This is a genomic window from Cupriavidus sp. UME77 (assembly GCF_014170355.1).
In the GTDB taxonomy this organism is placed as follows: domain Bacteria; phylum Pseudomonadota; class Gammaproteobacteria; order Burkholderiales; family Burkholderiaceae; genus Cupriavidus; species Cupriavidus basilensis.
On record NZ_LZZU01000011.1, the window covers coordinates 14,278 to 39,968 of the forward strand.

At 66.4% G+C, this 25,691-nt stretch carries 25 protein-coding genes; 11 read left to right on the forward strand and 14 right to left on the reverse strand.

The genetic code is table 11. The features are described from left to right. Positions 1–86 precede the first annotated feature (86 nt). Both A9975_RS04515 and A9975_RS04520 read left to right on the forward strand, forming a co-directional pair. The gene (locus A9975_RS04515) at positions 87–1,148 is read left to right on the forward strand and encodes a porin (RefSeq protein WP_183031567.1); all 1,062 of its coding nucleotides are present in this window, start codon (positions 87–89) and stop codon (positions 1,146–1,148) included. A 72-nt stretch (positions 1,149–1,220) separates the two neighbouring features. Next, on the forward strand, positions 1,221–2,180 hold the full coding sequence (locus A9975_RS04520; RefSeq protein WP_183031568.1) for an AEC family transporter: 960 nt from the start codon (positions 1,221–1,223) through the stop codon (positions 2,178–2,180). A 24-nt stretch (positions 2,181–2,204) separates the two neighbouring features. On the opposite strand, the gene A9975_RS04525 is transcribed toward A9975_RS04520, so the two are convergent. Next, positions 2,205–2,972, reverse strand: a complete 768-nt coding sequence (locus A9975_RS04525) for an IclR family transcriptional regulator C-terminal domain-containing protein (protein ID WP_183031569.1) — start codon at positions 2,970–2,972, stop codon at positions 2,205–2,207. Positions 2,973–3,103: 131 nt separating this feature from the next. Between A9975_RS04525 and A9975_RS04530 the strand changes: the two genes are divergently transcribed. The 3 genes from A9975_RS04530 (at position 3,104) to A9975_RS04540 (ending at position 6,494) form a co-directional block, all read left to right on the forward strand. Further along, a complete protein-coding gene (locus A9975_RS04530; protein ID WP_183031570.1) occupies positions 3,104–4,987 on the forward strand; it encodes a bifunctional sugar phosphate isomerase/epimerase/4-hydroxyphenylpyruvate dioxygenase family protein in 1,884 nt (627 codons plus the stop codon). 48 nt (positions 4,988–5,035) lie between these two features. Further along, positions 5,036–5,860, forward strand: a complete 825-nt coding sequence (locus A9975_RS04535) for a 3-keto-5-aminohexanoate cleavage protein (RefSeq protein WP_183031571.1) — start codon at positions 5,036–5,038, stop codon at positions 5,858–5,860. An 88-nt stretch (positions 5,861–5,948) separates the two neighbouring features. Further along, positions 5,949–6,494, forward strand: a complete 546-nt coding sequence (locus A9975_RS04540) for a shikimate kinase (RefSeq protein ID WP_183031572.1) — start codon at positions 5,949–5,951, stop codon at positions 6,492–6,494. A gap of 54 nt (positions 6,495–6,548) precedes the next feature. Here A9975_RS04540 and A9975_RS04545 read toward each other — a convergent pair whose 3' ends face one another. The 6 genes from A9975_RS04545 to soxC form a co-directional block, all read right to left on the reverse strand. Continuing rightward, positions 6,549–7,445 carry an ABC transporter permease gene (locus tag A9975_RS04545; protein ID WP_183031573.1) on the reverse strand — a complete coding sequence of 299 codons (897 nt, stop codon included), beginning with the start codon at positions 7,443–7,445 and terminating at the stop codon, positions 6,549–6,551. 19 nt (positions 7,446–7,464) lie between these two features. Beyond that, positions 7,465–8,313, reverse strand: coding sequence for an ABC transporter ATP-binding protein (locus tag A9975_RS04550; RefSeq protein WP_183031574.1), 849 nt, complete (start codon positions 8,311–8,313; stop codon positions 7,465–7,467). Between the two features lies 1 nt (position 8,314). After that, positions 8,315–9,349 (reverse strand): ABC transporter substrate-binding protein, encoded by a 1,035-nt coding sequence (locus tag A9975_RS04555; protein ID WP_370563885.1) that lies wholly within the window; start codon positions 9,347–9,349, stop codon positions 8,315–8,317. Positions 9,350–9,467: 118 nt separating this feature from the next. After that, on the reverse strand, positions 9,468–10,385 hold the full coding sequence (locus tag A9975_RS04560; RefSeq protein WP_183031575.1) for a TauD/TfdA family dioxygenase: 918 nt from the start codon (positions 10,383–10,385) through the stop codon (positions 9,468–9,470). Positions 10,386–10,590: 205 nt separating this feature from the next. Next, positions 10,591–11,190 carry a c-type cytochrome gene (locus A9975_RS04565; protein WP_183031576.1) on the reverse strand — a complete coding sequence of 200 codons (600 nt, stop codon included), beginning with the start codon at positions 11,188–11,190 and terminating at the stop codon, positions 10,591–10,593. Next, positions 11,177–12,439, reverse strand: a complete 1,263-nt coding sequence (soxC, locus tag A9975_RS04570; RefSeq protein WP_183031577.1) for a sulfite dehydrogenase — start codon at positions 12,437–12,439, stop codon at positions 11,177–11,179. Before soxC ends, A9975_RS04565 begins: the two co-directional genes overlap by 14 nt. 251 nt (positions 12,440–12,690) lie before the next feature. Between soxC and A9975_RS04575 the strand changes: the two genes are divergently transcribed. Genes A9975_RS04575 through A9975_RS04600 form a run of 6 tightly spaced genes read left to right on the forward strand, consistent with a single transcriptional unit; the run spans position 12,691 to position 18,739 of the window. Beyond that, positions 12,691–13,788 carry an ABC transporter substrate-binding protein gene (locus A9975_RS04575; protein WP_174424019.1) on the forward strand — a complete coding sequence of 366 codons (1,098 nt, stop codon included), beginning with the start codon at positions 12,691–12,693 and terminating at the stop codon, positions 13,786–13,788. Positions 13,789–13,792: 4 nt separating this feature from the next. Continuing rightward, entirely contained in the window at positions 13,793–14,641 is an 849-nt protein-coding gene (locus tag A9975_RS04580) for an ABC transporter permease (RefSeq protein ID WP_183031578.1), read from the forward strand. A 34-nt stretch (positions 14,642–14,675) separates the two neighbouring features. Further along, a complete protein-coding gene (locus A9975_RS04585; protein WP_183031579.1) occupies positions 14,676–15,497 on the forward strand; it encodes an ABC transporter permease in 822 nt (273 codons plus the stop codon). 41 nt (positions 15,498–15,538) lie between these two features. Then, positions 15,539–16,381, forward strand: coding sequence for an ABC transporter ATP-binding protein (locus tag A9975_RS04590; protein ID WP_183031580.1), 843 nt, complete (start codon positions 15,539–15,541; stop codon positions 16,379–16,381). A 31-nt stretch (positions 16,382–16,412) separates the two neighbouring features. Further along, on the forward strand, positions 16,413–17,363 hold the full coding sequence (locus A9975_RS04595; protein ID WP_183031581.1) for a TauD/TfdA family dioxygenase: 951 nt from the start codon (positions 16,413–16,415) through the stop codon (positions 17,361–17,363). A gap of 11 nt (positions 17,364–17,374) precedes the next feature. Beyond that, positions 17,375–18,739, forward strand: a complete 1,365-nt coding sequence (locus A9975_RS04600; RefSeq protein WP_183031582.1) for an LLM class flavin-dependent oxidoreductase — start codon at positions 17,375–17,377, stop codon at positions 18,737–18,739. Between the two features lie 91 nt (positions 18,740–18,830). Here the strand turns inward: A9975_RS04600 and A9975_RS04605 are convergent, their stop codons facing one another. The 7 genes from A9975_RS04605 to cyoC all read right to left on the reverse strand — a co-directional run bounded on the left by A9975_RS04605 (position 18,831) and on the right by cyoC (position 25,689). Next, positions 18,831–19,925 carry a porin gene (locus tag A9975_RS04605; RefSeq protein ID WP_183031625.1) on the reverse strand — a complete coding sequence of 365 codons (1,095 nt, stop codon included), beginning with the start codon at positions 19,923–19,925 and terminating at the stop codon, positions 18,831–18,833. A 91-nt stretch (positions 19,926–20,016) separates the two neighbouring features. Continuing rightward, complete coding sequence (locus tag A9975_RS04610; protein WP_183031583.1) at positions 20,017–21,354, reverse strand: MFS transporter; 1,338 nt, start codon at positions 21,352–21,354, stop codon at positions 20,017–20,019. Between the two features lie 73 nt (positions 21,355–21,427). Continuing rightward, positions 21,428–22,372: a PDR/VanB family oxidoreductase gene (locus tag A9975_RS04615; RefSeq protein ID WP_183031584.1), complete on the reverse strand. Its 945-nt coding sequence runs from the start codon at positions 22,370–22,372 to the stop codon at positions 21,428–21,430. Further along, positions 22,372–23,427, reverse strand: coding sequence for an aromatic ring-hydroxylating dioxygenase subunit alpha (locus tag A9975_RS04620; RefSeq protein ID WP_183031585.1), 1,056 nt, complete (start codon positions 23,425–23,427; stop codon positions 22,372–22,374). The genes A9975_RS04615 and A9975_RS04620 overlap by 1 nt, the downstream gene beginning before the upstream one ends. A gap of 62 nt (positions 23,428–23,489) precedes the next feature. Further along, complete coding sequence (locus A9975_RS04625) at positions 23,490–24,284, reverse strand: GntR family transcriptional regulator (protein ID WP_183031586.1); 795 nt, start codon at positions 24,282–24,284, stop codon at positions 23,490–23,492. 389 nt (positions 24,285–24,673) lie between these two features. Further along, entirely contained in the window at positions 24,674–25,039 is a 366-nt protein-coding gene (locus A9975_RS04630; RefSeq protein WP_183031587.1) for a cytochrome o ubiquinol oxidase subunit IV, read from the reverse strand. Beyond that, a complete protein-coding gene (cyoC, locus tag A9975_RS04635) occupies positions 25,039–25,689 on the reverse strand; it encodes a cytochrome o ubiquinol oxidase subunit III (protein WP_183031588.1) in 651 nt (216 codons plus the stop codon). Before cyoC ends, A9975_RS04630 begins: the two co-directional genes overlap by 1 nt. Between the last annotated feature and the right edge of the window lie 2 nt (positions 25,690–25,691).

A 25,691-nucleotide genomic window follows, 5' to 3' on the forward strand; every position in this document is an offset into this window, starting at 1 on the left:
TCAAATCGAATTACCAATCCCACGTTTTTAAAAAAATCAATATCAATATTGATATCCATATGAAAAGTATCTGGAGGAGTATCGACATGAACAAGAAAGCCGCCGCCCTGCTCGTTCTGGGGAGCGCCGCCCTGCCCGCATTCGCCCAGCAATCCAGCGTCACCCTGTATGGCCTCGTCGACACCACCATCCGCTACTCCACCCACGCGAACGCCGCCGGCAACAGCAAGTGGGAAATGACCGATGGCGAACTCACCGGCAGCCGCTGGGGCCTGCGCGGCACCGAAGATCTCGGCAACAACCTGAAGGCCTTTTACATCCTCGAATCGGGTTTCAGCCCGGATACCGGCAGCAGCCAGCAAGGCGGCCGCCTGTTCGGGCGCACCGCGGTGATCGGCCTGGACGGCGATTTCGGCAAGCTTGCGCTGGGCCGGCAATACACGCTCGCCCACGAAATCCTGTCCTCCTACGAGGCCATGGCCTTCGCCAACAACTCCATCGTCGGCTACCAGGGCGGCAACTACACCGGCCTGCGCTACGACAACACCATCAAGTACATCAAATCGTTCGGCGGACTGCAGGCGGCGGCGGCCTATACCTTTGGCGAGGTCGCGGGCAGCATCAAGGCCAGCAACGCCAGTGCCGGCTCGCTGGTCTACAGCACCGGGCCAATCGAGGTTGGTGCCGTCTACCAGGTCACGCACGATGTCTCCTCGGCCTTCTTCGGCGCCGTGCCGGCCGCGCAGGCCAGCAAGCAAACCGTGTGGGGCCTGGGGGGAACCTGGAAGACGTCGCGCGCGCAGTATTACCTGGGCTATACCAACAACCGCCTGGATGTGGCCGACTACCGCAACAACGTGGGCTATATCGGCACGCGCGTGAATATCACCGAAGCCCTCAGCTTGATCGGCACCTTCCAGTACGACTGGCTCAAGCATGCCGGCGAGAGCGGCAAGCGCATGACCACCGCGGGCATGCTGGACTACAACTTCAGCAAGCGCACGGACGTCTATGTGGCAGTGGATTACACCCACCTGAGCGGCGCCTGGATCCCGCTGAACAGCTCGCCAAACTTCAACAACAGCGGCAATATGTTCGGCAACACGACCCGGCTGGGCTTCATGGCCGGCCTTCGCCATAAATTCTGAGGCGCGTAGCCGGACCTGGACAGGCAAGCAGACAGGCCGACAAATACCGACAAGAATACCGACAAGACTCGCATGCTCAATATCCTGGCGATCATCGCGCCGATCTACATCCTCATCCTGATCGGATTCGCGACGACCCGCGCCGGGCTGTTTGCCAAGGCCGACATGCGCGTGTTCGGGAAGTTCGTGATCAACCTGGCATTGCCGGCGCTGCTATTGCGCGCGCTGTCGCAACGCCAGGTTGGCGAGATTCTCAACGTCAGCTACCTGCTTGCCTATTGCATCGGATCGTGGGCGGTGATCGGCCTGGGCTATGCCTGGTGCCGGCGCGTCAGCCGGCTGAATCCTGCCACCAGCGCGTTCTATGCGATGGGCATGTCGTGTTCGAACAGCGGGTTCATCGGCTATCCCATCCTCCTGTTGACGCTGGCGCCGGTAGCCGGCGTTTCGCTCGCGCTCAACATGGTGGTGGAAAACCTGCTGGTGATTCCTTTCCTGCTCTTCATGGCGGAGCGCAAACCGGGCAGCGCGGGCCGGTGGCAAACGTTAGGCAAAGCGCTGGCCCGGCTGATCTGCAACCCGCTGATCCTTGGCTTGCTCGCGGGGCTGGCGGTGTCGGTGCTTGGCTTGACATTGCCTGCGCCGGTCACGCGCACCGTCGATACGCTGGCAACCGCCTGCAGTGCGCTCTCCCTGTTTGTCATCGGCGGCACGCTGGTCGGACTGCCCACCGGCGGGCTCGGCTCGCGGATTGTGCCCATTGTGGTGGGCAAGCTGGTGCTGCATCCGTTGTGCGTATTGCTGGCGATCACGATGCTGCCGATGCTCGGGCTGCCCGAGATCGACCGCTCGCTTAGCGCAGCGGCCGTGTTGATGGCGGCCATGCCCATGATGGGCATCTACGCCACCCTGGGCCAGGCCTACGGGCAGGAAGATTTCAGCGCTGTGACCTTGCTGATCACAACCATCGCTTCCTTCTTCACGCTGAGCGCGTTGCTCTTTTTGCTCGGCGCATTTCACGCGCTCCCCTGACAGGCTTGCCGGGCGCGGCGAGTCTCACAACACCCGCATGATCGAAATCGCCGTATCCTGCAGCACCCGCAGCACCCGCTCAAGCGCCTGCTCCGCGCTCTCGTCCCCGATCTGCATATTCACGCTGAGCGCGGCGATCACCTTCCCATGGCGATCCCGCAGCGGCACCGCCACCCCCCGCACGCCGATCTGCAACTGCTGCTCGACCAAGGCATAACCTTGAGCGCCGGCACGGCGGATTTCCGCCATCAGGCGATCCTGCTGCATGATCGTGTACGGCGTGTAAGGCGTCAGCACGCAGCCTTCCAGCCAGGCCTTGACCTTCTCCTCCGGCTCGGACGCCAGCATCATCACGCCGGACGACGCCAGCGGCGCCGGCACGCGCGCGCCTAGCACGAAGCCTGTGTTCATCACCCGGCTGGTGCCGGTGCGGCAGATAAACACCAGTTCCCAGTCGTCCAGCACGCTCAGGTAAGCCGGCTCGCCAACGGCGGCGGTGATCTGCTGCAGGAACGGCTGCACGGTGCGTGGCAGGCGCGCGGAGTCGAAGTACGACCAGCCGACCTTGAGCACGCGCGGGGTGAGGCTGAACAAGGTGCCATCGCTGGTGGTGTAGCCCAGATGCTCCAGCGTGAGCAGGTAGCGCCGCGCCGCGGTGCGCGTGAGGCCGGTGAGCTGGGCCGCCTGCGTGGGTGTCAGGCGCGGGTGGTCGTTATCGAATGCCTCCAGGATGGCCAGGCCTTTCTCCAGCCCGGCAATCCAGTCCCGACGGCTCAACGGTTCTTTATCCATAGCGGAAACCCTAATCTCGAGCGCCAGTCGCTCGCATACGCGCGATTGTCGCACGCCTGCGCGCGAATTGCGCTTGTTGCCACCTACGATCAGTCCTAATCTTGCCCTACACGAAGCACGCAGGATCTGACATGGACACCACAATCTGGCGCCACCCGAAATCGATCGCCACCGTATCGCTCTCCGGAACGCTCCCTGAAAAACTCGAGGCCGCCGCCGCGGCCGGCTTCGATGGGGTCGAGATCTTCGAGAACGACCTGCTGAACTTCGACGGCTCGCCGGCCGACGTGCGCCGCATCGCGGCCGACCTCGGCCTGGCCATCATGCTGTACCAGCCCTTCCGCGATTTCGAGGCCATGCCGGATGCGATCCGCGAGCGCAACATGGCACGGGCCGAGCGCAAGTTCGACGTGATGGAAGAGCTCGGCGCGCGCATGGTGCTGGTCTGCAGCAATGTGCAGGAGATCGCCATCGACGATCCCGCGCGCGCGGCGGCCGACCTGCGCGCCATGGCCGAGGCCGCGGCCAAACGCGGGATGTCGGTCGCCTACGAGGCGCTGGCCTGGGGCCGCCACACCCGGCGCTGGCGCCAGGCGTGGGAGATCGTGCGGCAGGCCGACCACCCCGCGCTGGGCCTGGTGCTGGATAGCTTTCACACGCTCGCGCTTGGCGACACGCTCGAAGGCATCGGCGAGGTGCCAGCGCAAAAGCTCTTCTTCATGCAACTGGCCGACGCGCCGCGGATGAGCATGGACGTGCTGTCGTGGAGCCGGCATTACCGCAATTTCCCCGGGCAGGGCGATCTGGCCGTCACCGAGTTTGCGCGCGCGGCAATGGACGCGGGCTATCGCGGGCCGCTCTCGCTGGAGATCTTCAACGACGAATTCCGCGCGGCGCCCGCGCGCCTGACCGCGCTCGATGGGCTGCGCTCGCTGATCTGGCTCGAGTCCGAGGCGGGCGGCCCGCCCCTGCCGGCGCCGCCGCGTTTCGCCGGCGTGGACTTCCTGGAATTCGCGGTGGACTACGTGACCGGGCGCGAGCTGGGCGCGCGCCTGCGTTCGCTGGGTTTTGGCCATGCGGGCCGCCACCGCTCCAAGGCGGTGGAGCTGTACCGGCAGGGCGGCGTCAACATCATCCTCAATGCCGAGCAGGACAGCGCCGCGGCCGAGCACTTCCAGCTGCACGGCCCCTCCGTGTGCGCGCTGGGCCTGAAGGTGGACGATGCGCAACGCGCCGTCACGCGTGCCCGGGCCCTGCTGTGCAAGGAGTGGCGCGAGCGCGTCGGCCCGCACGAGCGCCGCATTCCGGCATTGCGCGCCCCCGACGGCATGCTGTTCTACCTGATCGACGAACAGGGCTTGGACCGCAGCATCTACGAAAGCGACTTCGTGCTGGAACCTGGCGGCGCCGACAGCGCGGGCGCGGGGCTGATGGCCATCGACCATATCGCCCAGGCGCTGCCGCCGCACAGGCTCGACAGCTTCGTACTGTTCTACAAGACGGTGTTCGGCCTGCAGGCGCAGGCGCTGCACGAAATCGCCGATCCCTATGGACTGGTCAAGAGCCGCGCCATGGTCAGCGCGGAGCAGAGCCTGCGGATTCCGCTCAATGTCTCGGAGAGCAGCCGCACCGCGACCGGCAGGTTCATCACCGCCTACGCGGGCTCGGGCATCCACCACATCGCATTCCGTACGGCGGATCTGTGCGCGACGCTGGCGCAGGTCGTGCCCGCCGAGGCCGCCATGCTCCACGTGCCGGACAACTACTACGACGATGTCGGCGCCCGGCTCGGGCTGGACGATGCGGCACTGGAACGCCTGAGGCAACACCAGTTGCTATACGACAGGGATGCCGGCGGTGAATTCCTGCACGCGTACACCGAGCCCTTCCACGACCGCTTCTTCTTCGAGCTGGTGCAGCGCGATGGCTACCTCGGCTTCGGCGCGGCCAACGCCTCGCTGCGCATGGCCGCGCAAGCCCTGGCCAGCCGCAGCCGCCAGGCCCGTCCGGCCTGAAAAGCCGGCAGCGCCATCCCTTATTGGAGCGTCACATTGGAGCCTCGCATGCAAGACCCCTGCATCATCTCAGTCGCCATCACGGGCTCGGTGCCCCGCAAGAAAGACAATCCCGCCATTCCGATCTCGGTGGCCGAGCAGATCGAGAGCACGCAGCAGAGCTTCGAGGCAGGCGCCACGCTGGTGCATCTGCACGTGCGCGACGATGCCGGGAATTCCAGCTCGGACCCGACGCGCTTCGCCGAGCTGCAGGAAGGCATCCGCAAGCATTGCCCGGGCATGATCGTGCAGTTCTCCACCGGCGGGCGCGGGCGCGCCATGGAGCAGCGCGGCGCCATGCTCGACCTGCGCCCGGACATGGCCTCGCTGGCCACGGGCTCGGTCAACTTCCCTACCACCGTCTACGAGAACCCGCCCGACTTCGTGCGGGCGCTGGCCAAGGCCATGCGCGATTACCACATCAAGCCCGAGATCGAGATCTTTGACCTGGCGATGCTCTACAACACGGCGGACCTGGTCAAGGAGGGCTTGCTGCCGGCGCCGGTGCACGTGCAATTTGTATTCGGCATCAAGAATGCCCTGCCGGCACGCAAGGACATCCTCGAATTCCAGGTGGCGCAACTGGGCAAGGTACTGCCCGGCGCGACCTGGACCGCGGCGGGCATCGGCCGGCACCAGCTGGAGGTCAATCACTGGACGCTCCAGCTCGGCGGCCACTGCCGCACCGGCCTGGAAGACAATGTGCGCTGGGACAAGGACACGCTGGCCGCCAGCAACGCGCAGCTGGTGAGCCGGGTGGCGGGGCTGTGCGCGCAGTACGGCCGCGTCGTGGCCACGCCGCAAGAGGCCCGCCAGCTGCTCGGCCTGGCATGAGCTTCTTGCCCATACGTTTTGCTCGCCACGCATCTCGTGCTACCGTAGAGAAGACCGGATCCGGAGCCGAAAACGGCTCAACGCAAACTTGGATTTCGATAACCTCTTCTTCGTGGGCTTCATGGGCGCCGGCAAGAGCACCATCGGCAGGACGGTGGCGCGCCGGCTCGGGCTGCCTTTTTTCGATTCCGACCACGAAATCGAGGCGCGTTGCGGCGTGCGGATACCCACGATCTTCGAGCTGGAAGGCGAGGAAGGCTTTCGCGAGCGCGAAAGCCGGGTGCTGGATGAGCTCAGCCAGCGCAACGGCATCGTGATGGCCACCGGCGGCGGCGCCGTGCTGCGCCCGGAAAACCGCGAGATGCTGCGTTCGCGCGGCTGCGTGATCTACCTGTGCGCCTCGCCCGCCGAGCTGTGGCACCGCACGCGGCGCAACCGCAACCGCCCGTTGCTGCAGGTCGCCAACCCGCGCGCCACGCTCGAAGCGCTGTTCCAGGTACGCGACCCGCTGTATCGCGAGACCGCGCACCTGATCATGCCCCCGCATGGCGACAGCGTGGCGAATGCCGCCGGCCGCGTGCTGGAGCGCCTGGGCTTGAGCGAGCGCGTTCTGCCGCCTCCGGTCGATCCCTGAAGCCGCCCCCGGCGCCGCGTGCCGGCTACAGCACTATTCCCGTCGCCACCAGGCTCAGTGCTGCATGCCCCAGCGGCGCACGGTCACGCGCTCCAGCGTCCTGAACACCAGGTTCTCCACCAGCAGCCCGATCAGGATCACCATGGCCAGGCCGGCGAAGACGCGATCGGTGTACAGCTCATTGCGGTTCTGGAAGATGTACCAGCCCAGCCCGCCCTTGCCCGACGAGGCGCCAAACACCAGCTCCGCCGCGATCAGCGTGCGCCAGGCAAAGGCCCAGCCGATCTTCAGGCCCGAGAGAATGGCCGGCAGCGCGGCGGGCACCAGGATCAGCAGCACATAGCGCAGCCCGCGCAGGCCATAGTTGCGCCCGGCCATGCGCAAGGTGGCCGGCACCCCGCGAAAGCCCGCATAGGTATTGAGCGCCAGCGGCCACAGCACCGAATGGATCAGCACGAACACCAGGCTCTTGCTGCCCAGGCCAAACCACAGCAGTGCCAGCGGCAGCAGCGCGATGGCCGGCAGCGGGTTGAACATGGAGGTGAGCGTGTCCAGCACGTCGCGCCCCAGCTCGGTCGAGACCGCCAGCGTGGTCAGCACGAAGGCCAGCACGATGCCGCCGGCATAGCCTTGCAGCAGCACCGACATGGAGATGCCGGCCTTGGTCAGCAGCTCGCCATTGCCGATGCCTTCGGCAAAAGCGCCTGCGGTGGCGAGAAAGCTCGGCAACAGCAGGTCGTTGTCCTGCACGCGCGCGATGATTTCCCACAGGCAGGCCAGCACCACCAGGATCAGCGCCTTGCGCAGCCAGCCCTGCTGCCACAGGCGTTGCGGCCAGGGCAAGGCGCGCGCCACCGGCAGCGCGGTGAAGGGTTCCAGTACGCGCTCGTACTCCGCGCGGACCACCGTGGTGGCGGCAAGAGAGGGGGTGCTCGTGTATGTACTCGTCATGGTCAATCCTGGCGGGCGTTCAGCGCGCCTGCGCGGTGCGCGCCGGCGACGGCGCCGGGTGCGGCGTCTCGTCGAACAGCAGATGGTGGATGCGTTGCGCGGTAGCCTGGAACTCCGCCCCGCCCTGGCTGGCCAGGTCGAACTGGTGGCTGTTGAGCTCGGCGCGCACGCGCCCTGGGTGCGGCGACAGCAGCAGGATGCGGCTGCCCACCACCAGCGCCTCTTCGATCGAATGCGTGACAAACAGCAGCGTAAAGGCGGCGTCGTGCCACAGCGCCAGCAACTCCTCCTGCATGCGCCGGCGCGTGAGCGCATCCAGCGCGGCAAAGGGCTCGTCCATCAGCAGCACCTTGGGGCGCATCGCCAGCGCGCGGGCAATCGCCACGCGCTGCTTCATGCCGCCCGACAGGGTATGCGGATAGGCATCGGCAAAGTTGGCCAGCCCCACCTTGTCGAGGAAATGCAGCGCGCATTCGGACGCCTCGCGGCGCGACATGGCGCGCGACTGCATGAGCGGGAACATCACGTTCTGCCGCACCGTCTTCCAGGGCGGCAACTGGTCGAACTCCTGGAACACCACGATGCGGTCGGGGCCGGGCGCGCTGACGGGCGCACCCTCGATCCGGATCTCGCCCTCGCACGGCGCAACGAAGCCCGCCACGGCCTTGAGCAAGGTCGACTTGCCGCAGCCCGACGGGCCGAGCAGCACAAAGCGATCGGCCGCATGGACATCGAAGCTGACCTGATGGGTGGCGCGCACCACGCGCTCGGGGGTGCGGTATTCCAGCGAGACGCCGTCGACCTGCAACAGCGGCGCGGGGGCAGCGCGCGCGGAAACCACGCGTAGCGGGGAAGGTTGCGCGGTCATGTCAGCTGCCCTGCGCGGTGACCGGATCCTGGAAGAAATAATCCTGCCAGGATTTCGGCTGGTTGCGGATGGCGCCCACCCGGTGCATGAACTCCGCCAGCGCAAAGGTGTTCTGCGGCGCGACCTTGAACTGCACCTGCGGGTTCTTCAGGATCTTGACCAGCAGCGCGCGATCGATCTTGGCCTTGTTGACGCGGATATACAGGTCGGCGGCGGCTTCCGGGTTGGCGGTGGCAAACCTGGCCGCCTCGGCCAGCGCATCGACAAAGGCGCGGTAGGTCTTGGGGTTGTCGTTGCGGAATTTCTCGGTGGCATAAAGCACCGTGGCCGAGCTGGGGCCGCCCAGCACGTCATACGAGTTCAGCACGATGCGCGCATTGGGATTGCCGGCCAGTTCCTGCTCCTGGAACGGCGGGTTGCCGAAATGGCCGCTGATCTCGGTACCACCGGCGATGATGGCTGCGGCTGCATCGGGATGCGGCACCGCCACCGTCCACTTGTCCAGCCGGTTGAATTCCTTGTCGCCCCATTGCTTGGCCGCAGCCAGTTGCAGCACGCGCGACTGCACCGATACCGATACCGCGGGCAACGCGATGCGGTCCTTGTCGGTGAAGTCGGCGATGGTCTTGACCTTGGGATTGTTGCTGACCAGGTAGTAAGGGAAATTGCCCAGCGATGCCACGCCCTTCACGTTCTGCTTGCCGTGCGTGCGGTCCCATACTGTCAGCAAGGGGCCCACGCCCGCGCCGGCGATATCGATGGCGCCGGACAGCAGCGCATCGTTGACGGCGGCGCCGCCGGAGAGCTGGGTCCACTCCACCTTGACGTCCACGCCCTGCTGCTTGCCTTGCTTCTCGATCAGTTGCTGGTCGCGCGCCACGTTGAGCAGCAGGTAGACCACGCCGAACTGCTCGGCGATGCGGATCTTCCCCTCCGCGTGGGCCGCGCCCGTGGCCGCCATGCCGGCGGCGAGCGTCAGCGCGACGACGCCACGCGGCCAGCGGGCGGAGAAAAGACGGGAACGTAGCAAGGACATGCGGGACTCCGGTGGGTATTGCGGATACTGTGGATACGATGGATACGATGGAAGCTGTGTATTCGGCAGCGCGCAGTAGACGGGCCAGGCCCGCCCTGCCGCGTGCGATGCGTGCCGCTCAGACGGGCAGATCGCCTTCGATGGTGGTGCGGTACATCACGCGGCGCATGGCCTGCGGGCAGCCTGCTGCCAGATGCAGCAGCGAGCGGTTGTCCCAGAACACCAGGTCATGCTCCTGCCAGACGTGGCGGTAGATATGCTCGGGCTTGACGCTATGCGCGAACAGCTGCGCCAGCAGGTCGCGGCTTTCGTCTTCGGGCAGCCCCTTGATGCGCGTGGTGAAATGCTCGCTGACGAACAGTGCGCGCCGTCCGGTCTCCGGATGCGTGCGCACCACCGGCTGCAGCACGGGGGCCACTTGCGCGATCTGCTCGGGCGTCAGGTCGGGACGCCACGGGCTACGCTGTTGCAGCTCGGCGTATTTGGCCAGGTAGGTGTGCTCGGCTTTGAGCCCGTCCACCTTCGCCTTGAGAGGCGCGGGCAGCGTTTCCCAGGCCAGGTGCATGTTGGCGAACAAGGTGTCGCCGCCTTCGGCCGGCAATTCCTGGGCGTGCAGCAGCGAGCCCAGGCTGGGCTTTTCCTTGTACGAGAGATCGGAATGCCAGAAATGCCCGGCATCGCCCAGCCCGATCGGCTTGCCGTCCTTGAGCACGTTGGAGACGATCAGGATCTCGGGGTGGTTGGCAAGCTGGAACTGATGCAGCACATGGATCTGCAGCCGGCCAAAGCGGCGGCTGAACGCGATCTGCTGCGCGGGCGTAATGCGCTGATCACGGAAGACCACCACGTGGTAATCGAGATGCGCGCGATGGATGCGGGCGAAATCTTCCGCGGACAGCGGCTCGGCGAGGTCCAGGCCAACGATCTCGGCGCCCAGCGGCGCATCGAAGGGGCGGATCTCGAACCGGGCGCTGCCGGCGAAGGCGGCGGGCGCGATAGCACGGGAAGTTGAGGCCGGGTGGGTTCCAATCGTCATGACAAGCTCTTAAGCGGGGGACCGAAAGTGCGTAGCGGAACGCGCGCGGCACCGCGCCTGGCTGCTCAAGGCAACAGGCAGGCCTGCACCGCTTGTTCTTAAGCTTTGCACTGTAGTGATCCCGGACTGAAGCGGTCAACGAATGTAATCGCTACCGCTTATTCGCTTATCGCATATGGGCGCCTCACGTGATTTCAGCGTAGTCTCAACGTGCCGGTGCGCCACAGCCGCGGCGGCAAGGCACATTCGCCGTATCGGGCCGCGCGTCCGCGACGAAGCCATCGCGATTCGGCATGCGCACCTGCGGCAACGTGCGTGCATCCAGCACGGCATCCGCCGGCACGATGCCGTTCAAGTGCAGCAGATACGCGGTGACGGCATAGACCTCATCCGCCTTGAGGCTCTGCGGCGCGTTGTATGGCATGGCCCGGTTGATGAAGTCGAACACTGTCGTCGCATACGGCCAGAAGCTGCCGATGGTTTTCAACGGCGGCTTGCCATTCACACCGGCGCCTTTCAGGCTGCCGTGCCCGCCGACCAGCGCATCGGCCGGCTTGCCTTCTCCTTTCAAGCCGTGGCACGCGGCGCACTGGTTGTCGTAGACCTGCTTGCCAAGCGTCACGCTGCCGCTGCCTGGCGGCAGCCCGGCGCCATCTGGCGTGACATCGATGTTCCAGGCAGCGAGATCGCGCTCGCTGGCCTGCAAGCCAATGCCGTAGGTTTGCGCCTGTGCCTGCGCGCAAACCGCGGCCATCGCCAGTACGGCGGCGGCAAGGTGGGTACGGTGGGATTCAAGCGCGCGCATTGGCAATGCTCCCGTCGGCGCTGACGCGCCAGGCTTGTATGGCGTTGTAGTGGTAGGTGGACTCATAGCCGCGCGCGGCCACCAGCTGGTCCGGCAAGGGCTGCACATTGCCCGCCTCGTCGATGGCACGGCTTTGCAGCACGGCCGGGCCGCCCTCCCAGCGCCATGGCAGGCGAAAGCGCGTGAGCGCGCGGTCCAGCACGGGATCCTGCAACTGCGCCTCACGCCAGTTGCGCCCGCCGTCCACCGACACGTCCACGCGCCGGATGCGGCCGTAGCCGGACCAGGCGAGGCCGGAGATTTCGTAAAAGCCCTTGTCGCGCAGCCGGTGGTCCGGCGCGGGAAAGGTGATCACGGACTTCACGTCCATCATGAAGGTGAACTGGCGCGCGCTGCCGTCCGGCAATGAGTCCGTGTACTTGGACGTCTCTTCGCGCGTCATGAAGGGCGCGCGGCCGAGCTTGAGCCGGCGCAGCCATTTGATGCTCATATTGCCCTCGAAGCCCGGCAGGAACAGCCGCAGCGGATAGCCGTGCTCGGGCCGCAGCATCTCGCCGTTCTGCGCGTAGACCAGCAGCGCGTCTTCCATCGCCTTGGCCATCGGCACGCTGCGCGTCATGGTGGCGGAGTCAGCGCCCTCGGCCAGCAGCCAGGCGGCTTCGGGGTACACGCCCACCTCCTCCAGCACGACGGAGAGCGGCACGCCCGTCCATTCGCAGCACGACAGCAAGCCGTGGCTGATCTGCACGGAAGTGGCGCTGGGCGCGCGCCATTCGCGCCCGGTATTGCCGGAGCACTCCAGGAAGTGGATGCGCGAGACCGATGGCAGGCGCACCAGGTCGTCCATGGTAAAGATGCGCGGGCGCTCCACCAGGCCATGCACAGCGAGGCGGTGCTGCGCCGGATCGATCTGCGGGATGCCCGCGTGGTGGCGCTCGAACACCAGGCCCGTGGGCGTGATGATGCCGCGCAGGTCCTGCAGCGGCGTCATGGAGGAGTTCGCGCCCGGCATCGGCGCGGGGCCGCGGTTGCGCCGGATCACGTTCTTCTCGAACGCGGAGGGCTGGCCGTAGGCGTGCCACAGCACCGGCTCGCCGGGCGTGCGGGTCCAGGGCGGCACCGTCAGTACTTCGGCCCGCACGGGGGCGGGCGCACCGGCGGCGAGCGCCACGCCACCCAGGCCCGCGCCCTGGCGCAGGAAGCGGCGCCGGCCGGGCTGCGGCCGCCCGTTCTTGTTGTTGCTGGTCATTGGCTCAGCCCTTGTGCGTTCGGCACATAGCGAAAATGGCGCACTCTATGCCACCGCGCCGCCCCACGGAACGAAGGAAAGCGCATGCCCATATGCGTTGCCGCGTCACCATCGCCATCCGTGGTGCATATGCGCGCAGGCCATATCCAAAAGCAGAAACATTCGTTCTGCCGTGCCGATGGCGCCGCGTATCTTGAGAGCCGTTGGTGGAATTCTTCCCCACGAGCACAAGACACAGGACCACATCCAAGATGGCAATCACGCGACGAACCCTCCTCAAACGCCTTGCCGTATCCGGCCTGGGTGCCGCCGCATCCACCAGCCCGCTGAGCGCGTTCAGCGCCAGCGGCGGCGCCAGGCCCGACGTGATCCGCATTGGCGTGGCGCAGCCGGCCACCGGCACGCCGCCCACTTTCGCGGGCAGCTCCATGGCCATCGCCCATGCGCGCGGCTGGCTGGAAGAGGCGTTCAAGCCGTCAGGCACGCGCATCGAATGGCTGTTCTTCAAGGGCGCGGGGCCGGCCGTGAACGAAGCCATCAGCACCAACCAGCTCGATTTTGCGATGCAGGGCGACCTGCCCGCCATCGTGGCGCGCGCCGCCGGCCTCAAGACGCGGCTGGTGCTGGCCACGGGCGTGCGCACCAACATCTATATCGGCGTGCCGCCCGACTCCCCACTCAAGACGGTGGCGGACCTGCGCGGCAAGCGCGTGTCGCTGTTCAAGGGCACCAATATGCATCTGCCCGCATTGCGCCTGCTTGAGGCCAACGGCCTGGCCGAGAAGGACCTGCGCTTGCTGAACCTGGACACCGCTGGTTACCTGGCCGCGCTCACCACACGGGATATCGACGGCGCCATCGGCGCCATGGATATCCTGCGCCTGCGCGACAAGGGCGCGGTGCGCATCCTGTACTCCAGCAAGAACCAGTCGCCGATCTACACGCGCCAGAGCCATGTGCTGGTGACCGACGCGTTCGCCAGCAAGTACCCCGAGGCCACCCAGCAACTGGTCAAGACCGCGGTGCAGGCCGCGCGCTGGGCCTCCGACGAAAAGAACCGCGAAGACGTGCTGCGCACCTGGGCGCGCGCCGGCACGCCCTATGAGCATTGGAAAGAAGACTACGAAGGCGAACCGCTGCGCGTGCGGCTGAACCCGAACTTCGACCCCTTCCTGGTGAGCCGCTACAAGGACGCCACCGAGCAGGCGTACCGCCTGCGGCTCTCACGCGCGAAGTTCGACGTGGACCAGTGGATCGACCCGAGCTTCCTGAAGGCCGCGCTGAACGACCTGAGCCTGCAGAGCTACTGGCCGGTCTACCAGCCCAACGGCAAGATCCTCGGAGCCTGACGCGATGGCAGCCAACGATACCCTGGCGCTGCCGGCCGCGGCAGGCAGCGCCCCCGCGCAACGCGGCAAGCGGCTGCACGCCTGGCGGCCCACCCGGCAGCATGCCGCGTGGCTGCTGGCCTGGCCGGTGCCGCTGACGCTGCTGCTGGTCTGGTACGTGGCGGCGCGTTTGGCGTGGATTCCGCCGCAGGTGCTGCCCGCCCCCGACACCGTCTGGCACACGCTCACGGAGCTGTACCAGAGCGGCGAGCTGCAGGCCAACCTGGCCGTCAGCGCATTGCGCGTGGCGGGCGGCTTTGCGCTGGGCCTGGCCGGCGGGCTGGCGCTGGGCGTGGCGATGGGCCTGTCGCCCAGCTTCCGCGATTACGTCTATCCCACCTTCAAGGCCTTCAGCCAGGTGCCCGTGCTGGGCTGGCTGCCGCTGCTGATGCTGCTGGTCGGCATTGACGAAGCGCTCAAGATCATCCTGATTGCCAAGGCCTCGCTGGTACCGATCGCGCTCAATACCTACAAGGGCATCCAGAACGTGCCCACGCGCTATATCGAGGTGGCGCGGGTGCTGCGCTTTACCCGCTGGCAACTGCTGTCGCGGGTGGTGTTTCCCGCCGCCGCCGCGCCGATCTGGAGCGGCATCCGCTACGGCTTGACGCACGCGTGGCTGGCGCTGGTGGTGGTGGAGCTGCTGGCCTCCTCCGAGGGGCTGGGCTACATGATCGTGTACGGCCGGCAGCTGTTCCAGCTCGACATGGTGATTGCCGCGGTGATCGTGGTAGGCGCGGTGGGCTTCGCGCTGGACAAGGTGCTGGCGCTGGCCGAGCGCGCGGTATTGCGCTGGCGCAAGCCGGGGCTCTGAGTTGCGGCGCAAACCAACAGCAAAGGAAAACAACATGGCCGATGCCTCCACGACGCTGGCAACGAAATCCGGCAGCCCGCACTCACTGCGCATCCCGCGCGCGTTGCGCGGCTGGGTCCTTCCTATTGGCCTGATCATCCTGTGGTGGGCCGCGGTACGTTTTGGCTGGAGCACGTCGCCGCTGCTGGTGCCGGTGTCCAAGGTCTGGGCCACGGCGGTGGAGCAGGTGCGCAGCGGCGCGCTGTTTGTCGCGCTGTCGGCCAGCCTGTGGCGCGACGTTGCCGGCTTCGCGCTGGGTGCCAGCGCGGGCCTGTTGTTTGGCACCGCGCTGGGGCTGTCGCGGCTGTTCGAGCAACTGGTGGGGCCAACGTTCCACACCATCAAGCAGATCTCGCTGTTCGCCTGGATCCCGCTGATCTCGGTCTGGTTCGGGCTGGGCGACACCGCCAAGGTGGTGTTCCTGTCGCTCGCGGCCTTCTTCCCCGTGGTGCTCAACACCTTCGAGGGGATCCGCGCCGTGCCCGCCGATCTGCTGGAAGTGGCCAACGTACTGAAGTACTCGCGCCGGCAGGTGCTGCTGCGCGTGGTGCTGCCGTCGGCCTCGCCATCGATCTTCGCCGGCATCCACCTGGCGCTGATCTACGCCTGGCTAGCCACGCTGGGCGCCGAGTACATGCTGGTGTCCGGCAAAGGCATCGGCAACACCCTGACCGATGGCCGCGAGAATTTCTGGATGGACCTGGTGATCTTCGGCGTGATCGTGGTCGGGCTGGTCGGCTTTACGCTGAACTGGATCGCCAGCCGCATCGAGAGCCGCCTGCTGGCGTGGCGCGGGCGCTCGGTCGCCGCCTTCTGATCCTGAACCCATTGCTTCTGAACCCATCCCGGAGACCTGTCATGGCCCGAGCCGGCACGCTCGATATCGCGCACCTGCGCAAGCAATACGAAGTCAAGGGCGAGCCCCTGCCCGTCCTCGAAGACATCACGCTGTCCATCGCGCCCGGCGAGTTCGTCAGCATCGTCGGCGCCAGCGGCTGCGGCAAATCGACCTTGCTGCGGCTGGTGGTGGGGCTGGAGGAGGACTACAAGGGCGAGATCCTGCTCGACGGCAAGCGCGTGGTGGGCACCAGCCTGGACCGCGGCATCGTGTTCCAGGAGCACCGGCTGTTCCCGTGGCTGACGGTGGAGCAGAACATCCGCACGGCGCTGCTCAACGCCAACCTGACCGAGACCGAGAAGCGCCGCACGGTGCGCGAGCATATCGCGCTGGTGGGGCTGGCCGGCTTCGAGACCGCGTTCCCCCACCAGCTATCGGGCGGCATGTCCCAGCGCGTGGCCATTGCCCGCGCGCTGGTCACGCGCCCGGAGATCCTGCTGCTCGACGAGCCCTTCGGCGCGCTCGACGCCCTGACCCGCACTTACCTGCAGCAGGAGCTGCACCGCATCTGGCAGGCCGAGGGCATCACCATGATCCTGGTCACGCACGATGTCGAAGAAGCCATCTACCTGGGCGATCGCGTGGTGGTGATGGAGCCGCGCCCCGGGCGCATCCGGCGCATCCTGCCGGTGCCGCTGGCCCATCCGCGCGACCGCGCCGCGCTGGGCTTTGCGCGCGTCAAGGACGATGTGCTGCAGGAATTCACCGGGCGCCCGGCCGATCTGGCGGAGGCACCCATCAAGCGCGAACCCGATCCGGAAACCACCGACCGGCTGCCACCCAATATCCAGTTCGCGATCTGAATCGCGCCCCTCGCCCACAGGAGAATCCCAGATGACCCAGCAGCAAGCCACAACACAAGTCACGCTAGACATCCATCCGGTCGCCGGGCGCATCGGCGCCGAGATCCGCGGACTAAAGCTGGCGCCGGACCTCGATGCCGCCACCTTCGGCGCCGTGCGCGCCGCGCTGCTGCGCCACAAGGTGCTGTTCTTGCGCGACCAGGACCACCTGGACGACAAAGCCCAGGAGGGCTTTGCCAGCCTGTTCGGCACGCCCGTGCCCCACCCCACCGTGCCCTCGCGCGACGGCACGCGATTCCTGCTCGAACTCGATTCCGAGCACGGCGGCCGCGCCAACTCCTGGCATACCGATGTGACCTTCGACCTGGCCTACCCGCAGGTGTCCGTGCTGCGCGGCGTGGTCATTCCCGCCGCCGGCGGCGACACCGTATGGGCCAATACGGCGGCGGCCTACCAGGATCTGCCCGAGGCGCTGCGCGAACTGGCCGACCGCCTGTGGGCGCTGCACACCAACGACTACGATTACGCCGCCACCCGCAACACGGTCAGCACCGAAGCCATCAAGCGCTACCGCGAGGTCTTCACCGCCGCTATCTACGAGACCGAGCATCCGGTGGTGCGCGTGCACCCGGAAACCGGCGAGCGCACGCTGGTGCTGGGGCATTTCGTGAAAAAGCTGCTTGGCTACTCGTCCTCCGACTCGCAGCATCTGGTCTCCGTACTGCAAGACCACGTCCATCGCCTTGAGAACACGGTGCGCTGGCGCTGGCGCGCCAACGACGTGGCGATCTGGGACAACCGCGCCACCCAGCACTACGCCATCAACGACTACGGCGACGCGAAACGCGTGGTACGCCGGGTGACCATCGCGGGCGATGTGCCGGTCAGCGTGGACGGACGCCGCAGCGTATCGGTGAAGTCTGCGGCGCCCAAGCAAGCCGAGCCGGCCAACCACGCGGCGCCGGCGCGCGCCGCCGCGTAAGGGAGCCACGGATGAGCCAACCCGCACATCAGCGCCAGCTCAAGCTCGGCGCCTTCCTGCAAGCCACCGGCCACCATGTGGCGGGCTGGCGCCACCCCGGCGCGCAGGCCGACGCCGGGCAGAATCTTGCGCACTATGTGCGGCTGGCGCAAAGCGCCGAGGCCGCGCAGTTCGATACGATCTTTCTCGCCGACGGCGTCGCAATCCGCGCGCTTGACGATGCCACCCTGCCCCGCACGGCGCGCGCCGCCAGCTTCGAGCCGTTGACGCTGCTCTCGGCGCTGGCCGCGGTAACCGAGCGCATCGGCCTGGTGGCCACCGTCTCCACCACCTACAACGAGCCCTTTCACGTCGCGCGCAAGTTCGCCTCGCTCGATCACCTGAGCGGCGGGCGCGCCGGCTGGAATGTGGTCACATCGTGGTCCGACGCCGAGGCGCGCAACTTCAACCTGGACAAGCACCCCGAGCACGCCGACCGCTACGCGCGCGCCGAGGAATTCGTGGATGTAGTGACAGGGCTTTGGGACACCTGGGAAGACGACGCCCTCCTCTACGACAAGGCAAGCGGCCTGCATTTCGCGGCTGACAAGCTGCACGCACTGGATCACCACGGCAAGCATTTCCAGGTACGCGGACCGCTCAACGTGTCGCGCCCGCCGCAGGGCCATCCGGTCATCGTGCAGGCGGGCTCGTCCAAGGCCGGACAGGAGCTGGCGGCGCGCACGGCGGAGGTCATCTTTACCGCGCAGCAGTCGCTGGAGGACGCCCGGGCCTTTTACCAGGGCCTGAAGGGCCGGCTGGCGCGCTATGGCCGCACGCCCGACCAGCTCAAGATCATGCCGGGCGTGTTCCCTGTGATCGGGCGCAGCGAAGCCGAAGCGAAGGAGAAATTCGAAGCACTGCAAAGCCTGATCCATCCGGCCGTGGGGCTGGCCCTGCTGTCGCAGAACCTCGGCGGCGTGGACCTCTCCGGCTACCCGCTCGACGGGCCGCTGCCCGACGACCTGCCCGAGCCCAACGGCGCCAAGAGCCGTTTCCAGCTGGTGACCGGGCTAGCCCGGCGCGAGGGACTGACCATTCGCCAGCTCTACCTGCGCGTGGCTACCGCGCGCGGGCACTGGTCCATTCATGGCACCGCCGAGAGCATCGCCGATCAGCTGCAGGCGTGGTTCGAAGGCGGCGCCGCCGACGGCTTCAACATCATGCCGCCGTGGCTGCCGGGCGGGCTCGACGACTTCATCGAACTGGTGCTGCCGGAGCTGCGCCGGCGCGGGCTGTTTCGCGAGCGCTACGAGGGCAACACCTTGCGCGAGCACCTGGGCCTGGCGCGGCCGGCGCATCCGCGCGCGTTCGGCGACGCGCGGCAGGTGGCGTGACGGGCCTGGCATTGCCTTGCGAAGAAGCAAGGCTTGCCAGTTGGCCCGCCCGAGGCGACAGGGCTGCGCAAGCCCGGCCATGCTTGCACGGTCAGAACACGTGTTTCATCCCGACCATGGCACCAAGCTGGCTACCGCCGGGTGCGGGATTGGTGCCCGTTCCCGCATTGCTGACGGACAGCGCCAGGTTGCCGCCGTTGTTGATGAAGCCGGCCGTGCCATAGACGGAGGTGCGCTTGGTGAAGGCATAGACGCCGCGCGCCGCGAACAGCCATGCCTTGTCGGCGCTGTTGTGATAGCGCAGGTTGAACACCTCGCCGTCGACGCTGAAGGCCGGCGTCACCTGATACGTCACGCCGCCGTAGAACATGTCGCTCACCGGAGCCGGGCTGGCCCGGTTATCCCGGCGCAGCCAGCCCAGGCCGATCTTGGTGTCCCGGTTGACCAGCACATAGCCGTTGATGGACAGGCGGTCATCCGTCAGGCTGCTGCGGTTCAGCCCGGCGAAGGCGCCCGGGCCGCCGCGCAGCGAATCGTAGGCGGCTGCCACGCTCCAGGTCGCAGTGTCGTACTTGAGCATCGCGGACCACTCGCGGCAAGCGCGCTGGTCCGCCGGATTCTCTCCGGCGCAGTTGGTGCCCGAGGGGCTCGGGCCCGCGTTGACCGTATCGCGGCCGAAGCTGTAGGTGGCGCCGGCGGTCAGGCCGCCGAAGGTACCCTTGTACGAGATGGCATTGTCCGCGCGTGTATTGGGCAGGTAGCTATCCAGCGAGCCCGACCCGAAGGCGTTCGGCCCCAGGATGTCGGGATCGGCCATGGCCCAGAACAGCATGGTGTACTGCCGTCCCAGCGCGACCTGCCCCCAGTTCCCCGAGAGGCCCACCAGCGCCTGGCGGCCGAACAGGCGTCCACCCTGGTTGTTGGCGCCACTATCGGGCCCGAACCCGGACTCCAGCCAGAAGATCGCCTTCATGCCGCCGCCCAGGTCCTCGGTGCCGCGCAAGCCCCAGCGCGACGGCACCGTGCCGGTCAGGTTCGGCATGCGTAGGACATTGTCCTTTGCCGCGCCGATATGGGAGATGTATTCCACGCCCGTATCCACCACCCCATAAGCCGTCACGTTTTGCGCCGCGGCAACCACCGGGATCGCTGCCGCAATGGCTGCGACCGTATGCCCAAGTTTCATTGTCATCCTCCCGTTTCTTCTAGAATTTGGGGCAAGCCGGGGGCCTGCCGCCCAATGTCGGCACGCTATTGCGTGTTCTATGTGGTACCGCTCAGTGCGCGGCGATACGTACCGCTTGTCCGTCGGCCGCCGGGGACCGGCCAAGCAAGCCGACGCTGGCGATGGCTACCAGCAGCGGCAGGGCGAAGACGTAGTACAGGTTTGCGGTGGGCCAGCCCGCGTCGACCAGCGCGCCGGCGACCAGCGGGGCCAGCACCGCGCCGAAGCGGCCCATGCCGATCGACCAGCCCATGCCCGTGGTGCGGTTTTGCGCCGGATAGAGAATGGGCGCGTAGGCGTACAAGCCGACCATGCAGCCGAAGATGCCGCCACCGATGAACAGGGCCAGCAGGAACGCCACCGACAAGGTATTGGCGTACATGCCGAATGCCACCAGCAACAAGGCGGTCAGGACAAAGCAGCTCCACAGCAGCGGCTTGAGCCCGATGCGCGCGGCAAGGAAACCGAACAACGTGCCGCCCACGATGCCGCCCACGTTGAGCAGCACGCCGCCGGTAATCCCCTGCTGCGCCGACATGCCGGCCGCCACCAGCAGCTTCGGCGTCCAGCTCAGGACAAAGTAAAAGCTGAACATCACCAGGAAGAACGAAGTCCAGATCATCAGCGTCTGCATGGCGAGGCGACCGCCAAACAAGCTGCGAACCCCGCCCTGGGCCGGCACCTGCGCGGCGGCGCGCGCCGGCATTTCGGTAATGCGTTCGCGCCCCATGCCGGCGAGAAGCTTGTTGAGCTTGTCGACTGCGCCGGCCGGACGCCTGGCGATCAGGAAGTCCAGCGATTCAGGCAAGCGCGCCAGCACGACCGGGATCATGGCCAGCGTGACCAGCCCGCCGAAAACGAAGACGCTGCGCCAGCCGTAGTGCAGCAACAGCACGCCGGCGATGGCGCCGCCAATCGTCGCGCCCACCGGATAACCGGTGGCCTGCAGCACGATCGCGGTGCTGCGCCACTTGTCGGAGGCGTATTCGCCGGTAATGACGTTGATGCTGGCCAGCATGCCGCCGATGCCCAGCCCGGTGATCGCCCGCATGGCCGCCAGTTGGGTCACGCTCTGCGCGAACGCGGAACAGAGCATGCCCGCCGAGATCGTCACCAGGCAGAGCAGGATGACGGGGCGGCGCCCGAGCCGGTCGGCCCAGGGCGCCAGGAACAGCGATCCCGCCGCCATGCCGAACAGCCCGGCACTGAGCAGCACGCCAATCTCCTTGCCGCTCAGGTGCCAGTCGGCCGAGATATGCGAGGCGGTGAACGCCATCGCCAGTACGTCAAAGCCATCGAGCATATTGAGCACGATGCAGATCGCTACCGCCATGATCTGGAACCGGCTCATCTCGCCCTGGTTGATGGTTTCCCTGATGTCGAGCTTCATTGTCTACCTCCATGGTTTTATTTTGATTTACCCGGCCGATCCGATCGATCCGATCGATCTGGATTGACGGCAACTACAAATCCAGCACCAGCAAACCCGTCCGGGCGCGCGAGCAGCACGGCAGGAACTGATCGTTGGCTGCGCGTTCCTCGTCAGTCAGATAGGCATCGCGATGGTCCGGCTCGCCCGCCAGCACGCGCGTCAGGCAGGTTCCGCACACGCCCTGCTCGCAGGAGGTCTGGATCTCCACGCCATTGGCCGACAGCGCCTGCACCACCGTCTGTTCCGGCTCGACATCGATCACCAGCCCGCTGCTCTGGACCTTCACCTGGAAGGCGCCGGCGATGGCGCAAGGCACCTCGGGCGCGGCAAAATACTCCCGGTGGAGATTCGCCTCCGGCCAGCCGGCCTCTTTCGCCTGGCGCAGCACCGCATCCATGAAGCCGGCGGGGCCGCACACATAGAGATGCGTCTGCGCGCCGTGGCCGGCGAGCAAGCGCGGCAGGTCCGCACGATGGCCCTGCGGCTCATCGACATAGAAATGCGTGCGGTCCCGCAGGTCGTCGTGCGCAAGCCGCTCGCGGAACGCCGTGTGCGCCGCCGAGCGGGTGCAGTAGTGCAACTCGAACGATGCGCCGGTCCGCGCCAGGCGTTGCGCCATGGCGAGGATGGGCGTGACACCGATGCCACCGGCAAGCAGGATCGAATGCGCGGCGCCGGTAGCCAGCGCGAAGTGGTTCTTCGGCTCGCTGATCTCCAGCGTGGCGCCCACTGCCAGCGCGTGCATGGCCACCGATCCGCCCCGGGAGGCGGGGTCGCGCAGCACGCCGATCTGGTAGCGGTGGGTCTCGGCGGGGTCGTTGCACAGGGAGTACTGGCGCACCAGTCCCGGCCCGATCCGTACATCGATATGCGCGCCCGCGGTGAATGCCGGCAGTGTGCCGCCGTGCGGCGCGACCAGTTCGAACACGGCGATGCCCGGCGCCGCGTCGGCCTTGCTTGCGATCCTGACCTGCATCACGCGCCCTCCGCCTGCCCGGCATGACCGGCACGCTCTTGCTGCATCAGGCGATCGAGAATCCGCCGCGCCTGGACGCCGCCGGCATCGATGTTCAGCTTGAGCAGCTTGCGCTCGGGATTGGCCAGGATATTGCGCTGCTGCGCCTCCAGCATTTCCAGGTCTTCGGCGAAGATCTTGCCCTGCCCTTCGCGGATGGTTTCGGTCAGCTGCGCGTCGTCTGCCTTGAAGTTGCGCGCCATGCCCCAGAAGTACCAGATCGATGTCTCGGTTTCCGGCGTGATGAAATCCACCACGATGCTCGACGCCTTGTGCTGCGGCTCGGCGTGATACCCGCCCTTGCCCGCGTGCGCCACGCCCACCTCGATCATGACGTGGCTTGGCGGCGTGAAGCGGCAGATCTGCCAGCGGTCGCAAGGCACATCGTGCGCAAGGCCATTGCCGCGCAATGCCGCGGCCCAGAACGGCGGCGGCATGATGCCCTCCATATGCCGGCCGGTCACGACCGTGTCGCCCTCCACCTGGGTGGCGGGTGCCGCCTCTTCGATCTCGGCCTGCCCGATGCTGGAGGCATGGACGTATGTCTCGTGGGTCAGGTCCATGAGGTTGTCGATCATCAGCCGGTAGTCGCAATGGATGTGATACAGGCCACCACCGTGCGCCCAGTCCGCGCTCACCGCCCACTCCAGGTGCGGGATCGCTGCCGCGTCGGCCAGCGCGGCGTCGCCCGGCCAGACCCAGACAAAGCCATAACGCTCGACCGCCGGATAGCTGCGGATCGAAGGGAACCCGCCGACGCGCTGCCCGGCCATCCTGGCACATTTGCCGTCGCGGCCCATGGTCAGGCCGTGGTAGCCGCAGACCAGTTGCCCGTCGCGGACAAAGCCCAGCGAAAGCGGCGCGCCACGGTGCGGGCAGAAGTCCTCCAGCGCGGCGACGCTGCCGTCCTCGCCCCGGAACAGCACCATTTTTTCATTGCAGATCGTGCGGCCAAGCGGCTTTCCCGCGAGTTCGTCCGGCGTGCAGGCCACGTACCAGGTGTTTTTCAGAAACATAGCGATCCCCTCCCTGGCGCCCGATCGCGCCAAGGTTCAGTGACTTACGAAAGTGGATTAGGTCAGGCCGGGCGGCCTGCCCGGCGAATCAGGCTGCCGCCGAGCACCTGCGACATCGCCTGCTGGTTCTGCATGGCGATCTTGAGGTTGCGGTTGGCGATGCGGCTGTGTTCGCGCATCAGCGCTTCGGCGCGGGCGCCCTCGCGCAGCTCGATCGCCTCGACCACCGAGCGGTGCTGCGCCTGCGCAAGCAGCAGCATTTCGCGCGCGCTTTCATCGATGGACTGGACCATCACGAACGCGCTCGCGGAGGCGAACGGGATATTCATCACTTTCTCGATCTGCCGTGCAACCAGGGGGCTGCCGGCCGCTTCGGCCAGCAACTGGTGGAAGCGCGCGTTGAGATCGACATACGTGGAGAATTTGACCGCGGTCAGCTCGCCGGTGAGTGCCGTGTCGATTTGCGTGATGCAGTCGCGCAGGCCGCTCAGGATGGTCTGGCCGACACCGCGCTCCGCGGCAAGCCGCGCCGCCATGCCTTCCATGGTGCCTCGCAGTTCGATCGCATCGCTGATTTCACTTTCGGCGAAGGAACGGACCGCAAAGCCGCCGGACGGGATGGGCTCGACCAGGCCTTCTTCCTGCAGGCGGATCAACGCGGCCCGGATCGGGGTGCGGGAGACACCGAGGCGCTCAACCACCCACAGTTCGGAGATGCGGGCGCCCGGCGCGAGATCGCCGCCGAGAATCAGCTCCCGCAATCCGAGCAGGGCCCGAACCGCCTGGGAAGCGCTGGCGCCGGCTTTGCTGTCGCTGAGGTTGTCGTTGCCGTTGTCGTTGTCGTTGTCGGTCTGCATGATGCGTTGCCTCTACTTGTGGGGGCGAGCGTGTCCGGTGAAGCAAGATGGCCGCTCTTGAATACAGAGTGTATCCAGCGAAAAAGAACCAGGCAATACGAAAGCCGAAAACCGAGGGTAAACGTCGATAAAACGCCGAAAAACCGGACAAGACAAAGAAGTCAGCAGCCGATTTCACGAAGAAATTCGACCATCCAGCACACGTTGTATACAACTAAGAATCAAGGCCTGGCGCGGCAAATCCCGCCACCCGCGAAGCCAGAAACCAGCCTCCCGCAGCCGCACAAACAAAAACGACCCGGGCGCTCACGCGATCGGGTCGTTTTTTTACGTTACTTGCGTGGCGCGGTTCGCTAGAAAGCCGAACCAAGCCTCGTCACGCGTAACGCTCAATGCACCATCATATTGGCGTTCATGTTGTGCATGATCCACAGCGAGCCCGCCACCACGATCAGCAGGATCAGCGCGGTGAAGGCCAGGGCCATCACGTTCCAGCGCTGCTCCGACGAGCTGTCCAGGTGCAGGAAGTAGATCAGGTGCACGACGATCTGCACGACCGCCAGGCCCAGGATCACGGCCAGCGTGGTCGAGGCTTCCAGCGTGCCGCCCATCACCAGCTTGAACGGGATGACGGTCAGGATCACCGCCAGCACGAAGCCGATCACATACGACTTGACGCTGCCATGGCTGGCGCCCGCGGACGTGGTGCCGTGCGCGTCGTGAGCGCCGGCGGCAGAGACGTTGCTATGTTCCATTACATCGCTCCCATCAGGTAGACCACGGTGAACACGCCGATCCAGACGATGTCCAGAAAGTGCCAGAACAAGGCGAAGCAGGCCAGGCGCTTGGTCATGGTCGGGGTCAGGCCCTTGCGGGAGATCTGCCACATCAGCACGGCCATCCACAGCAGGCCGCTCGCCACGTGCAGGCCGTGGGTGCCGACCAGCGTGAAGAACGACGACAGAAAGGCGCTGCGCTCGGGGCCGGCGCCCTCGGCGATCATGTGATGGAACTCGTTGATTTCCATGCCGATGAACGCCACGCCCAGCAAGAACGTGATGCCGAGCCAGAACTGCAGGCGGGCACGCTGGCCGTTATGCAGGCAGATCATTGCCATGCCCGAGGTCAAGCTGCTGAACAACAGCAGGAAGGTCTCGACCAGGACGTAGTTCAGCTCGAACAACTCCTTGCCCGACGGGCCGCCTGCCACTTCGCCGCGCAGCACCGCGAACGCGGCGAACAACCCGGCGAAGATGATGCAGTCGCTCATCAGGTACACCCAGAAACCAAACACCGTGTTGGCGCTGGTGTCGTGATGGGCGTGATCGTGCGAATGATCGTGCGAGTGGGCATGCGCCTGGGCGGCGCCGTGCGCGGGATAACGCTGTAGGACTTCAGTCGTCATGG

Bases quoted from the DNA above. Each gene is read 5' to 3' on its own strand.
- A9975_RS04515 (WP_183031567.1), top strand. From the start codon at position 87: ATGAACAAGAAAGCCGCCGCCCTGCTCGTTCTGGGGAGCGCCGCCCTG.
- A9975_RS04520 (WP_183031568.1), top strand. From the start codon at position 1,221: ATGCTCAATATCCTGGCGATCATCGCGCCGATCTACATCCTCATCCTG.
- A9975_RS04525 (WP_183031569.1), bottom strand. From the start codon at position 2,972: ATGGATAAAGAACCGTTGAGCCGTCGGGACTGGATTGCCGGGCTGGAG.
- A9975_RS04530 (WP_183031570.1), top strand. From the start codon at position 3,104: ATGGACACCACAATCTGGCGCCACCCGAAATCGATCGCCACCGTATCG.
- A9975_RS04535 (WP_183031571.1), top strand. From the start codon at position 5,036: ATGCAAGACCCCTGCATCATCTCAGTCGCCATCACGGGCTCGGTGCCC.
- A9975_RS04545 (WP_183031573.1), bottom strand. From the start codon at position 7,445: ATGACGAGTACATACACGAGCACCCCCTCTCTTGCCGCCACCACGGTG.
- A9975_RS04550 (WP_183031574.1), bottom strand. From the start codon at position 8,313: ATGACCGCGCAACCTTCCCCGCTACGCGTGGTTTCCGCGCGCGCTGCC.
- A9975_RS04555 (WP_370563885.1), bottom strand. From the start codon at position 9,349: ATGTCCTTGCTACGTTCCCGTCTTTTCTCCGCCCGCTGGCCGCGTGGC.
- A9975_RS04560 (WP_183031575.1), bottom strand. From the start codon at position 10,385: ATGACGATTGGAACCCACCCGGCCTCAACTTCCCGTGCTATCGCGCCC.
- A9975_RS04565 (WP_183031576.1), bottom strand. From the start codon at position 11,190: ATGCGCGCGCTTGAATCCCACCGTACCCACCTTGCCGCCGCCGTACTG.
- soxC (WP_183031577.1), bottom strand. From the start codon at position 12,439: ATGACCAGCAACAACAAGAACGGGCGGCCGCAGCCCGGCCGGCGCCGC.
- A9975_RS04575 (WP_174424019.1), top strand. From the start codon at position 12,691: ATGGCAATCACGCGACGAACCCTCCTCAAACGCCTTGCCGTATCCGGC.
- A9975_RS04580 (WP_183031578.1), top strand. From the start codon at position 13,793: ATGGCAGCCAACGATACCCTGGCGCTGCCGGCCGCGGCAGGCAGCGCC.
- A9975_RS04585 (WP_183031579.1), top strand. From the start codon at position 14,676: ATGGCCGATGCCTCCACGACGCTGGCAACGAAATCCGGCAGCCCGCAC.
- A9975_RS04590 (WP_183031580.1), top strand. From the start codon at position 15,539: ATGGCCCGAGCCGGCACGCTCGATATCGCGCACCTGCGCAAGCAATAC.
- A9975_RS04595 (WP_183031581.1), top strand. From the start codon at position 16,413: ATGACCCAGCAGCAAGCCACAACACAAGTCACGCTAGACATCCATCCG.
- A9975_RS04600 (WP_183031582.1), top strand. From the start codon at position 17,375: ATGAGCCAACCCGCACATCAGCGCCAGCTCAAGCTCGGCGCCTTCCTG.
- A9975_RS04605 (WP_183031625.1), bottom strand. From the start codon at position 19,925: ATGAAACTTGGGCATACGGTCGCAGCCATTGCGGCAGCGATCCCGGTG.
- A9975_RS04610 (WP_183031583.1), bottom strand. From the start codon at position 21,354: ATGAAGCTCGACATCAGGGAAACCATCAACCAGGGCGAGATGAGCCGG.
- A9975_RS04615 (WP_183031584.1), bottom strand. From the start codon at position 22,372: ATGCAGGTCAGGATCGCAAGCAAGGCCGACGCGGCGCCGGGCATCGCC.
- A9975_RS04620 (WP_183031585.1), bottom strand. From the start codon at position 23,427: ATGTTTCTGAAAAACACCTGGTACGTGGCCTGCACGCCGGACGAACTC.
- A9975_RS04625 (WP_183031586.1), bottom strand. From the start codon at position 24,284: ATGCAGACCGACAACGACAACGACAACGGCAACGACAACCTCAGCGAC.
- A9975_RS04630 (WP_183031587.1), bottom strand. From the start codon at position 25,039: ATGGAACATAGCAACGTCTCTGCCGCCGGCGCTCACGACGCGCACGGC.
- cyoC (WP_183031588.1), bottom strand. From the start codon at position 25,689: ATGACGACTGAAGTCCTACAGCGTTATCCCGCGCACGGCGCCGCCCAG.